Origin of the sequence: Bacillus sp. JJ1474, from assembly GCF_036965225.1 — a bacterium.
In the GTDB taxonomy this organism is placed as follows: Bacteria; Bacillota; Bacilli; order Bacillales; family Cytobacillaceae; genus Cytobacillus.
On the sequence record NZ_JBALPC010000015.1, the window covers coordinates 20,426 to 30,444 of the forward strand.

At 38.0% G+C, this 10,019-nt stretch carries 10 protein-coding genes; 9 read left to right on the forward strand and 1 reads right to left on the reverse strand.

Annotation, left to right across the window (positions count from 1 at the left end; all coding sequences use genetic code 11):
• The first annotated feature begins 9 nt into the window (after nt 1-9).
• From hemE to V7164_RS02820, 5 genes are all read left to right on the forward strand, one after another.
• Nucleotides 10-1,056, forward strand: coding sequence for a uroporphyrinogen decarboxylase (gene hemE / locus V7164_RS02800; RefSeq protein WP_335344477.1), 1,047 nt, complete (start codon nt 10-12; stop codon nt 1,054-1,056).
• A gap of 30 nt (nt 1,057-1,086) precedes the next feature.
• On the forward strand, nt 1,087-2,022 hold the full coding sequence (hemH, locus tag V7164_RS02805) for a ferrochelatase (protein ID WP_335353357.1): 936 nt from the start codon (nt 1,087-1,089) through the stop codon (nt 2,020-2,022).
• Between the two features lie 26 nt (nt 2,023-2,048).
• Nucleotides 2,049-3,482 (forward strand): protoporphyrinogen oxidase, encoded by a 1,434-nt coding sequence (hemY, locus tag V7164_RS02810; RefSeq protein WP_335344475.1) that lies wholly within the window; start codon nt 2,049-2,051, stop codon nt 3,480-3,482.
• Nucleotides 3,483-3,585: 103 nt separating this feature from the next.
• On the forward strand, nt 3,586-4,161 hold the full coding sequence (locus V7164_RS02815; RefSeq protein ID WP_335344474.1) for a TetR/AcrR family transcriptional regulator: 576 nt from the start codon (nt 3,586-3,588) through the stop codon (nt 4,159-4,161).
• A 66-nt stretch (nt 4,162-4,227) separates the two neighbouring features.
• Nucleotides 4,228-6,387 (forward strand): YhgE/Pip domain-containing protein, encoded by a 2,160-nt coding sequence (locus V7164_RS02820; protein ID WP_335344473.1) that lies wholly within the window; start codon nt 4,228-4,230, stop codon nt 6,385-6,387.
• A gap of 58 nt (nt 6,388-6,445) precedes the next feature.
• Here the strand turns inward: V7164_RS02820 and yhfH are convergent, their stop codons facing one another.
• Nucleotides 6,446-6,583, reverse strand: coding sequence for a protein YhfH (gene yhfH, locus V7164_RS02825; RefSeq protein ID WP_335344472.1), 138 nt, complete (start codon nt 6,581-6,583; stop codon nt 6,446-6,448).
• 214 nt (nt 6,584-6,797) lie between these two features.
• On the opposite strand from yhfH, the gene V7164_RS02830 reads away from it, so the two are divergent.
• The 4 genes from V7164_RS02830 to V7164_RS02845 form a co-directional block, all read left to right on the forward strand.
• Nucleotides 6,798-7,532 carry an MBL fold metallo-hydrolase gene (locus V7164_RS02830; RefSeq protein ID WP_335344471.1) on the forward strand — a complete coding sequence of 245 codons (735 nt, stop codon included), beginning with the start codon at nt 6,798-6,800 and terminating at the stop codon, nt 7,530-7,532.
• Between the two features lie 13 nt (nt 7,533-7,545).
• Nucleotides 7,546-8,532 carry a lipoate--protein ligase gene (locus V7164_RS02835; protein WP_335344470.1) on the forward strand — a complete coding sequence of 329 codons (987 nt, stop codon included), beginning with the start codon at nt 7,546-7,548 and terminating at the stop codon, nt 8,530-8,532.
• Between the two features lie 353 nt (nt 8,533-8,885).
• Nucleotides 8,886-9,398, forward strand: coding sequence for an RNA polymerase sigma factor (locus tag V7164_RS02840; protein ID WP_335353358.1), 513 nt, complete (start codon nt 8,886-8,888; stop codon nt 9,396-9,398).
• A 1-nt stretch (nt 9,399) separates the two neighbouring features.
• Nucleotides 9,400-10,019 (forward strand): anti-sigma factor (locus tag V7164_RS02845; protein ID WP_335353359.1); only part of this gene is annotated, 620 nt, incomplete at its 3' end.

Sequence of the window (10,019 nt, forward strand, 5' to 3'; positions counted from 1 at the left end):
TTAATTTTAATGGAAAGAATGTTTAATGATACATTTTTACGAGCAGCAAAAGGTGAGAAAACGGATCATGTGCCAGTTTGGTATATGCGCCAAGCAGGCCGTTCTCAGCCAGAATATCGTGCAATAAAGGAAAAGTATTCTCTATTTGAAATAACACATCAGCCTGAGCTATGTGCTTATGTGACAAAATTGCCTGTTGATCAATATAACAATGATGCAGCCATTCTTTATAAGGATATTATGTCACCGCTTCCTGCACTTGGAGTGGAAGTTGAAATTAAATCTGGTATAGGTCCAGTGATTTCAAATCCAATCCGTTCAACAGCAGATGTTGAAAAACTAGGAGAAATTAATCCAGAAGAAGATGTGCCTTATGTTTTAGAAACAATCAAAATTCTTACACAGGAGCAATTGACAGTGCCTCTTATTGGCTTTGCAGGTGCACCATTTACTCTTGCAAGCTACATGATTGAAGGCGGCCCTTCTAAAAATTACAATAAAACGAAGGCTTTCATGTATGCAGAGCCTGAAGCTTGGTTTGCCTTAATGGATAAACTCAGCGAAATGACAATTACATATGTTAAATCCCAAATTAGAGCAGGCGCGAAGGCGATTCAAATTTTTGATTCATGGGTAGGGGCTTTAAATGTGGCTGATTACCGTGTTTTCATAAAGCCAACGATGAATAAAATTTTCTCTAGCCTCAGAGAAGAAAATGTTCCGCTTATTATGTTTGGGGTTGGAGCAAGCCACCTTGCAATGGAATGGCACGACCTGCCATTAGATGTAGTAGGACTTGACTGGAGACTTCCTATTAAAGAGGCAAGGGAAAGAGGAATTACAAAAGCAGTTCAAGGAAACCTTGATCCTGCCCTTTTGTTAGCCCCATGGGAAGTAATCGAGGAAAGAGCGAAAGCGATTTTAGATCAAGGAATGGAACAGCCAGGCTATATTTTTAACCTTGGACACGGCGTATTCCCTGAAGTCAAACCAGAAACATTAAAGAAATTAACGGCATTTGTACATGAATATTCTGCTTCTAAGCTGGGCAACTAGAGTAGCAACAGATCTACTAGAGGTGATTAGATGACAAGGAAGAAAATGGGCCTGCTTGTAATGGCATATGGCACTCCAAATAAAGAAGAAGATATAGAACGCTATTATACTCATATTCGCAGAGGGAGAAAGCCTTCTCCAGAGATGCTTGAAGATTTGAGGGCCAGATATGAAGCAATTGGCGGTATATCTCCATTAGCAAAAATTACTTTGGATCAAGGAAAAAGCCTAGAAACATATTTAAATGAAAATCAAGAAGAGTACGAGTTTCAAATGTATCTTGGCTTAAAGCATATCAAGCCATTTATTGAAGATGCAGTTAAACAAATGAATCAAGACGGTATTGAAGAAGCGGTAAGTATTGTATTGGCTCCACATTTTTCAACGTTTAGTGTGAAGTCATACAATGGCAGAGCGAAGGAAGAAGCGGAAAAGCTTGGAGGTCCTGTTATACATTCAGTGGAAAGCTGGTATGATGAGCCAAAGTTCATCCAATATTGGGTTGACCGTGTAAAGTCTACTTTTGAAGGGATGCCGCAAGAGGAAAGAGAAAAGTCAGTGTTAATCGTTTCAGCTCATAGTTTACCTGAGAAGATTCTGCAATTGGGAGACCCTTATCCAAAACAGCTTCAAGAAACAGCGGATATGATTGCCAAAGGAGCTGGAGTGAAAAATTATGCTGTCGGCTGGCAAAGTGCAGGAAATACGCCAGAACCTTGGCTTGGTCCCGATGTTCAAGACTTGACTAGAGAGCTTTATGAAACAGAAGGGTATAAGGCATTTGTTTATACACCAGTAGGATTTGTCTCCGATCATCTTGAAGTGTTATATGACAATGATTATGAATGTAAAGTGGTTACTGATGAAATTGGTGCGAGCTATTATCGACCGCCTATGCCGAATGATCAGCCAGAATTTATTGAGGCATTGGCAGCCGTCATTCTTAGAAAATTAGCAAACAAGTGAGACTAAAGTAAAGAAGGCGAAGAACCGTGTCGGAACAAAAGAAAAGGGTTGTTATTATCGGTGGTGGAATTACAGGTTTAACAGCTGCTTATTATTTACAAAAGGAAGTAAGTGCTAAAGGACTGCCACTTGAGGTAAGATTAATCGAAGCTACCCATCGGCTAGGGGGAAAAATGCAAACCGTTGTACGCGATGGATTTGTCATAGAGAGAGGTCCCGATTCCTTTCTTGCCCGTAAGCAAAGTGCTTCCCGTCTTGCGAAGGAAGTAGGAATGGAAGATAAATTAATTAGAAATACGGCTGGTAAGTCTTTTGTACTCGTTAAGAATCGCTTGCATCCTATGCCAGGGGGTTCTGTTATGGGAATACCTACACAAATAGCCCCTTTTGTTACGACCGGTTTATTTTCTTTGGCGGGAAAGGCAAGAGCAGCTGCAGATTTTATTTTGCCAAAATCAGACCCAGCTAATGACCAATCACTTGGCAAGTTCTTTCGCAGAAGGCTTGGAGATGAAGTGGTTGAAAACTTAATTGAGCCTTTGCTTTCCGGTATTTATGCTGGAGATATTGACCGGCTAAGTCTCATGTCAACCTTTCCTCAGTTTTACCAGGTTGAACAAAAATATAAAAGCTTAATATTAGGGATGAAGAAATCAACTCCAGCACCGCCAAAGAATGCTGGAAAGAAGACAGATAAGGGGATTTTTCTAACAATCAATACAGGCTTGCAGTCATTTGTAGATGCTATAGAATCAAAGCTAGAGCCCCATTCTGTCATGAAGGGCTGCAGAGTTGAACGGATAAGCAAAAAAGAAAATAGATATGAAATTGAGTTAAATGGGGGAGATCAGCTGCACGCTGACAGTATTATTATGTCTGTCCCACATCATATAACCCATTCTGTTTTTTCCGACTATCAATTCTTTGACCCGTTTATGGAAATGTCATCCACCTCTGTCGCAACAATTGCTCTTGCTTTTCCTGAAGCAGCAATCGATAAGGATATTGAAGGAACAGGTTTTGTTGTCTCTAGAAATAGTGATTATACCATTACTGCGTGTACATGGACTCACAAAAAGTGGCCGCATACTACACCTGCCGGAAAAGTGCTTATTCGCTGTTATGTAGGCAGACCTGGTGATGAGGGTGTTGTGGAGCTTTCGGATGATGAATTAATTAAGATAGTGCTTAATGAGCTTAACAAAACAATGAATATTACGATGGATCCTGATTTTGCTGTCATTTCAAGATGGATTGATTCCATGCCGCAGTATACAGTCGGACATAAAGAACGAATTGAAAAGGTCAAAACGCATTTAGCTTCTGAGCTTCCAGGTGTTTTTCTAGCGGGAAGCTCGTTTGAAGGTTTAGGGATGCCTGACTGTATTGACCAAGGTGAAGCAGCTGTTGAAAAGGTCTTATCATTTTTAAATATGGATGAAAAAAAAGCTGTCTTATGACAGTTTTTTTTCTTGATTTATGATTTTTTTCATGTTATCTTAAAATGTACACAAAATGACCGAAATGTTCAATTGGTCACTAGCTACGAAAAGAGGTGTTGTTTTGGCCATGGATCGCAAGCAGCTAATTATTGAAGCGGCTACCAAATCCTTTTCCCTATTTGGCTATAAGGCAACAACGATGGATCAGATCGCAAAAATAGCTAATGTTGGAAAAGGGACCATCTATACATTTTTTAAAAATAAGGAAGAGCTTTTTGACGAAATCATTAATTCCCTTATAAATGAAATGAAGCATACTGCCGATGAAGCAATTGACCCATTGCTTTCTTTTCATGAAAATGTTCACCGCGGCCTCTACAAACTCTTAGAGTTTCGCTTGAAGCATCAGCTCACTATCAAGCTTTTTCAAGAGGGAAAGGAAATGGGGACTCCAGCCGTCATAGAGGTAATGACAAAATTAGAAGGGGAAATCATTACTTACTTGAAAGGGAAAATCTTACATGCGATTGAAAAGGAAGAAATTCGACCGTGTGATCCGGAACTGACTGCATTTATTATGCTAAAGCTGTATGTTTCCTTGATTTTTGATTGGGAGAAGCGTCATCAGCCACTAGAGAAAGAAGATATTGCAAGAATTTTTGAACAGTATATTTTCGATGGATTATCAAATAGATAATCCTCATTTTTTGCAAAGAATTGACCAGTTGAACAAAATGGTCACCAATTTAAGGGGGCGACGAAATTGAAGGGAAATTTATTTAAAAAGGAATTATCAAGCATTGTGCGAAATAAAAAGGTTCTCATTCCGATCATTGCTGTGCTTTTTATTCCTGTATTATATAGCGGAATGTTTTTATGGGCGTTTTTGGATCCTTATGCAAAGCTGGCAGATTTGCCAGTCGCAGTTGTTAATGAAGATAAAGGGGCAGACTTTGATGGAAAAGAATTGCAACTTGGGAAAGAGCTTGTAAATAAATTAAAAGAAAGTAAGGATTTTGACTACCATTTTGTAGAAAAAGAGGATGCTTATAAGGACCTGAAAAATCAAAAATATTATATGCTAATTGAAATTCCAAAGGATTTCTCGGAAAATGCTACAACTCTTCTTGATGAAAATCCGGAAAAGTTAAAGCTGCATTATGTACCAAATGAAAGCTATAATTTCTTATTTTCACAAATCGGCGGTACAGCCGTTGAAAAAATCAAAATCTCACTTTCTGAGAAAATTACAGAAACATATGCGGAAACGATGTTTGATAAAGTGAGTGATCTTGCGGATGGAATGGAAAAGGCAAGTGAAGGTGCTACAAAAATTAATGATGGCGCAGCTGAACTGAAGGATGGGTCTTCTAAAATTTATGATAATCTTTCAATATTAGCTGAAAAATCGATTGAATTTAATAATGGTGTTGGAAAAATAAATAATGGCTCAAAAGAATTAGTATCAGGCTCAAAAGCCCTTGCTGATGGACTTGGTCAATTACAGGAAGGACATAACCAGCTAAAGTCTGCGTCTAATCAGTTAAAGGCAGGCAACGAACAAATGGCCTCAGGTATTTCTCAAGCAACTGATGGATTAAATAAACTGAATGAAAAGCTCCCGACTATTGTTTCGGGAACTGAGCAGATTGGTGCAGGGGCAAATAAATTATCAGCCTCCCTTCAGCAATGGCAATCCGAAGCAGAAAAGGTAAGCGGCGGCATGGCAGAATTACAAAAGAATCTACAAGTGCTAATCGGACAGCTACCGGAAAATTCACCACAGAGATTGCAATTGGAAGGTGCTTTAAATCAGTTAAAAAGTGGAACAGCTGAACTTGCAGGAGCTGCTGGACAAATGGCAAATGGCGGTTCAGAGCTTGCTAATAAAATTAGTGCTTTAAATGAAGGACAGAAACAGGTGCAGCAAGGAGTTAGCCAGCTGGCACAAGGAAGTCAACAGCTTAATGTTGGGGTCAAAAAAATTTCGGAAGGGCAAAATGACTTCCAAGCAGGCATGGATACCTTTGGACAAAAATTTGCCGATGCGAAAGCAGGCGCTGATCAATTAGCAAACGGTTCTACAGTATTAGCAGGTGGACTTGGCCAATTACAGGATGGTTCAAAGGCAATTCAGGATGGAACCGGGAAGCTGAAGGACGGTGCTGGAAAACTTGCTGACGGAAATACCTCCTTATATGACGGTTCAAAGGAATTAGCGGATAAACTCGCAGCTGGGGCAGATCAAGCATCATCGGTACATGCCAATGATAAAACGTATAGTATGATGGCTGGGCCAGTGAAGGTAGATAATGAAAAAATTAATAAAGTTCCTAACTATGGAACAGGCTTTACCCCATATTTCTTATCATTAGGTCTATTCGTTGGAGCGTTATTATTATCGATAGTGTTTCCAATGCGTGAACCTGCCGGAGTACCGCGTAACGGAATAAGCTGGTTTACAAGCAAGTTTCTTATTTTAATGGGGGCTGGAATTTTACAGGCTTTACTTGCTGCAGTGATTATTCTTGCGGGTTTAAAAATAGAGGTTCAAAGTGTTCCTTTATTTATCCTATTTTCGATCATTTCAAGCTTAACGTTTATTACGTTAGTTCAATTCTTTGTTACCGTATTTGGAGATCCAGGACGATTTATGGCGATTATCATTTTAATTTTGCAATTAACAACGAGTGCTGGAACATTTCCGCTTGAGTTAATTCCAAATCTATTACAGCCATTCAATGCAATACTGCCAATGACTTATACAGTATTTGGGTATAAAGCAGTTATTTCAAGTGGAGACTTTAGCTTTATGTGGCATAATGTGGCGATATTGGGAATCTTTATAGTAATCTTTATCGCTGGAACCATTGGATATTTTACAACTATGTATAAGAAGCGTTTTGCAGTTATTGCGGAATAAGAGAAAAACCAGCCGTTCATTTCAAGACGGCTGGTTTTTCTATGACTATATGAATCTGTTATAAAATATCTTTAACACCTAGGCAATGATCACATTTATTCCCATAGCATTCATGCTGCTCATCAATAGACTTCCCACACTCAACACATTGCTTTGCCGGTAAATTTCTAAAAAATTCGATGATGTTTTGAATCAATTTGAGAGCCTCCTAAGTTTTTGGATTAGTAAGATTATTTGATTTCATTGTATTATAACAGAGGTGATATGTCAATAACTGTTTCAATACAAAAATCAAAAAAAGAAAAATTGGTTCTTTGGCCATATAAGTGGCATGGTTGTTCCAAAATCCTTATTTTGGTCCCATTGGGGTATAATATTAGCAATAGATATGTTTTTAAGGAGGTTTTTATGTGAATTTTACAGTTATTGGACAGTGGGGCGGTTATTCAAAGGCAGGAGAAGCGAGTTCGGGGTATTTACTCGAGTACGATGGATTCCATTTGCTGATTGATTGCGGAAGTGCTGTACTATCACAGCTACAACGTGTTTTACAGCCTGAGGAACTAAATGGAGTCATTATATCTCATTATCATCCCGATCATACAGCTGATATTGGTGTATTGCAGCATGCCAGACTGATACAAGGCTTCTTAGGTAAGGAAATGGAGTGTCTTCCTATTTACGGACATTCGGAGGATGAAGTTGAATTTTCAAAGTTAACCTATAAAAATATTACTGAAGGGATAGCCTATGATCCTAATCAGGCTTTAACAATTGGGCCTTTTAGGGTACAATTTTTACTGACAGACCATCCTGTTACTTGTTTTGCAATGAGATTTGAAGCTGGCGGGAAATCTATCGTTTATACAGCTGATACATCATTTAAAGAAGAATTGGTTCCCTTTACAAATGGGGCTGATTTACTCGTGTGTGAATGCAATTTCTATGGAAATCAGAATGGAAAAAGCGCTGGACATATGACAAGCCTGGATGCAGGGAATTTAGCTAGTGATGCCAATGCCCGTCAACTGTTACTTACACATTTGCCTCATTACGGAAACTTGGAACAATTAAAGGAAGAAGCAGCGACACGATATAATGGTCCAATTTCACTAGCTTCTTTGCAATGGTCGTTAACCTTATAAAGGAGTGGAACAAATGTTATTTATCGATAACAAAGGAATAACAGATCCAAGAATTAATCTCGCCATTGAGGAATATGCACTGAAAAACTTAGATATTAATGAAACCTACTTGCTGTTTTACATAAATGAGCCATCTATCATTATTGGAAAAAACCAAAATACTATAGAAGAAATTAATACGGAATACGTAGAAGGCAATGGTATTCATGTTGTCCGCCGTTTATCAGGTGGAGGCGCTGTATACCATGACTTAGGGAATTTAAACTTCAGTTTTATAACAAAGGATGATGGGGAAAGCTTCCATAATTTCCGTAAATTCACTGAGCCTGTTGTTCATGCCCTTCAAAAATTAGGGGTAAATGCTGAATTGAGTGGACGTAATGATTTAACAGCAGAAGGAAGAAAAATTTCCGGGAATGCTCAATTTTCAACTAAAGGAAAAATGTTCAGCCATGGCACCCTTCTGTTTGATTCCGAAATTGATAGCGTTGTCTCAGCATTAAAGGTGAAAAAGGATAAGATTGAGTCGAAAGGAATTAAATCCATTCGCAGCCGTGTAGCAAATATTTCCGAGTTTTTATCAGAGAAAATGACGATTGAGGAATTTCGATTGCTTCTGCTTCAAAATATTTTTGGTGGGGAAAAAATCGAAGAGTACAAGCTTACCGATGAAGATTGGGAAAAAATTAACCAGCTGTCTAAAGAGAGATATCAAAACTGGGATTGGAATTATGGCAAATCTCCTAAATTCAATTTGCAGCATTCTCATCGGTTCCCAGTTGGACAAATAGATATCCGTCTAGAGGTTGAGGGAGGAACGATTCAGCATTGTAAAATATTTGGCGACTTCTTCGGAGTAGGCGATGTAGCGGAGCTTGAAGAAAGGCTAACCGGATTGCGCTATGAAAGATCCGCCATTGAAAAGGCAATCGAGGACATTGATGTGAAGTATTATTTCGGGAATATTACTAAAGAGGATTTTCTAAACTTAATTTACTAGGTTGGTGCGAGCGTTTCTGACGGGAAACGCTCTTTTTAATGGGGAAAATTCAATGAGGGACAAAATTGGGTTTTTATACTGCTTAAATGCTCATTTTTAGTTGGAGAAATAGAAAAAAACTAACATAGGAGTGTCCAATGTGCGTGTTTTGAAAGAAAAGTAGAAAAATCCTGACATAGGGGAATCAATGTAATGTTTTTGGATGAGTTGTGGGATGATGACGGACATAAGAGGGTCAGAAATAGAAAAATGACTTCACCGGAATAATATCAAAATGTAAAAACTTTTTACAATATCTAACGCGTCTTATTAATGTATACAAATTATTTGCAATAAAGGAGCCTTTTTGCGGAATGAGGAAAACAAAATTTAATTACGATGATTTATTTACTGAATTTGTAAGGGAGAATAAAGAAAACTTATACAGGCTTGCTTACAGCTATGTGAAAAATTCCGAGGACGCTTTAGATATTGTACAGGATTCCATTCATAAAGCTATGAGGTCAATAAATTCGCTTCAAGATTTTAGCATGCTGAAGAGCTGGTTTTACAGAATTGTTGTAAATACTTCTTTAGATTTTCTTAGAAAGCATAAGAGAGTTAGTATTGTGGATGCTGAAATGATGGAGACCTTTAGTCCGGGAAAAGAAGACCATTACGATAATATTGATTTAGAAAGGGCAATAGATCAATTACCACCAGAGTATAAAAGTATTATTATTTTACGATATTTTGAGGATTTAAAAATCGATGAAGTTGCTGATGTCCTTAATGAAAATATCAATACGATAAAAACACGATTATATAAAGCTTTGAAATTATTGCGCATTGAAATGCAGGACGATTCCATCAAGGGGGCAAAATAGAATGGACAAGAAATTAGAACAGCTGAAAAAGGAATATAAACATATACCAATACCTGATGAACTAGATTTTGTTGTGGAAAGGGCATTAAAGAATGGGAAGAAAACTAAAAGCGGTTTAAAATGGATTGTTGGAACAGCGGTAGCAGCTACACTTTTTATTGGAGGATTAAATTTAAGTCCAGCCATGGCTAGCACTTTAGCAGAGTTACCCGGAGTTGGCAATATTGTTAAAGTTCTAACCTTTACAGAGTTTAAAGTTGATAGAGATCAATATCAGGCAGACATAAAAGTGCCAGCAGTAACGGATGAGGAAAATGGGGATTTAGCTCAAAGCCTCAATGATAAATATTTACAAGAAGGAAAGGAACTTTATGAGCAATTCACTGCTGACGTAGAAGATTTAGAGAAAAATGGCGGCGGCCGTCTTGGGGTCGACAGCGGCTATGAAGTAAAAACTGACAATGATCAGATTCTATCGATTGCAAGATATGTAGTCAATACAGTTGGTTCATCTTCGACTGTGATGAAGTACGATACAATTGATAAGAAAAATAAAATTCTGTTAAGCTTGCCAATACTTTTTAAAGATAATGGATATATAGAAAGAATTAGTGAAAATAT